General features: G+C 41.3%; 1 protein-coding gene. It reads right to left on the bottom strand.

Annotated features, from left to right (window positions below; translation table 11 throughout):
- Positions 1-576, bottom strand: a 576-nt coding sequence (locus tag GQR55_RS19975) for a transposase (RefSeq protein ID WP_166421963.1), incomplete at its 3' end; no start/stop codon positions are given.
- Positions 577-774: the final 198 nt, after the last annotated feature.

The raw sequence follows: 774 nt of genomic DNA, 5'->3' as shown, positions 1-774 counted from the left end.
CTCATCAATGTCATTTTTTAGCTTGCCTATCTCAGTTTTTAGTACCGCTATCATATCTTCAATTGACTGAGTAACTCGAGTAGATGCACCTGAGAAACCAACAGCTTCATAACGATTTTCTTCGCGACGTAAGTCTTGCTCAAGTGCTTCAAGTCTACGCGTCATTACTTTTAACTCTCTCGCTTCAACAGGCTCAGGCTGCCAACTTAAAAGTGAGTGCTGTTGGTCATGACCATAACGAGCAAGCATTGTGGCGTCTGACTTGTCTGTCTTATGGACAAGCCCTAATGAACTTGCGTACTGTTTTGCTTTACCAGGATTTACATGTAATAAAATAAATCCTTGCTCGTATAGGAAATACATCAGCGGCTCGCTATAAACACCTGTGGGCTCTGTTGTAATAACAATGTCTTGTGCTTTTAAATTTGTATTCTTTATCAACCAGGCAACTAACTCTTGATAGCCCTGCGGGTTATTTTTAAAAATCTTCGTTTTCTTTTTACTTTTGACTACATCGCGTAGCCAGGAAATATCTAACTTTTCTTTACCCACATCAATGCCAATAAAAGCTTTCATCTCTATCTACTCCCCTTGTACATGCAGCGTCACCCTTAGTTGGGGCGCTAGGATACCATTCAGTTTAATTGAGGTTAGGAAGTCAGGGCTCAATCTACGTCACAGCATTTTCACACTCTGGTTGGGTACGAGCTCACTGTCTTCCCGATGTGACAAGTGCTAGCTAAACACTCATCAAGAAGAGATACAAGGTTGGGT

Origin of the sequence: Pseudoalteromonas sp. Z1A8, assembly GCF_011378855.1 — a bacterium.
In the GTDB taxonomy this organism is placed as follows: domain Bacteria; phylum Pseudomonadota; class Gammaproteobacteria; order Enterobacterales; family Alteromonadaceae; genus Pseudoalteromonas.
This window is presented reverse-complemented; position numbering and strand designations above follow the sequence as displayed.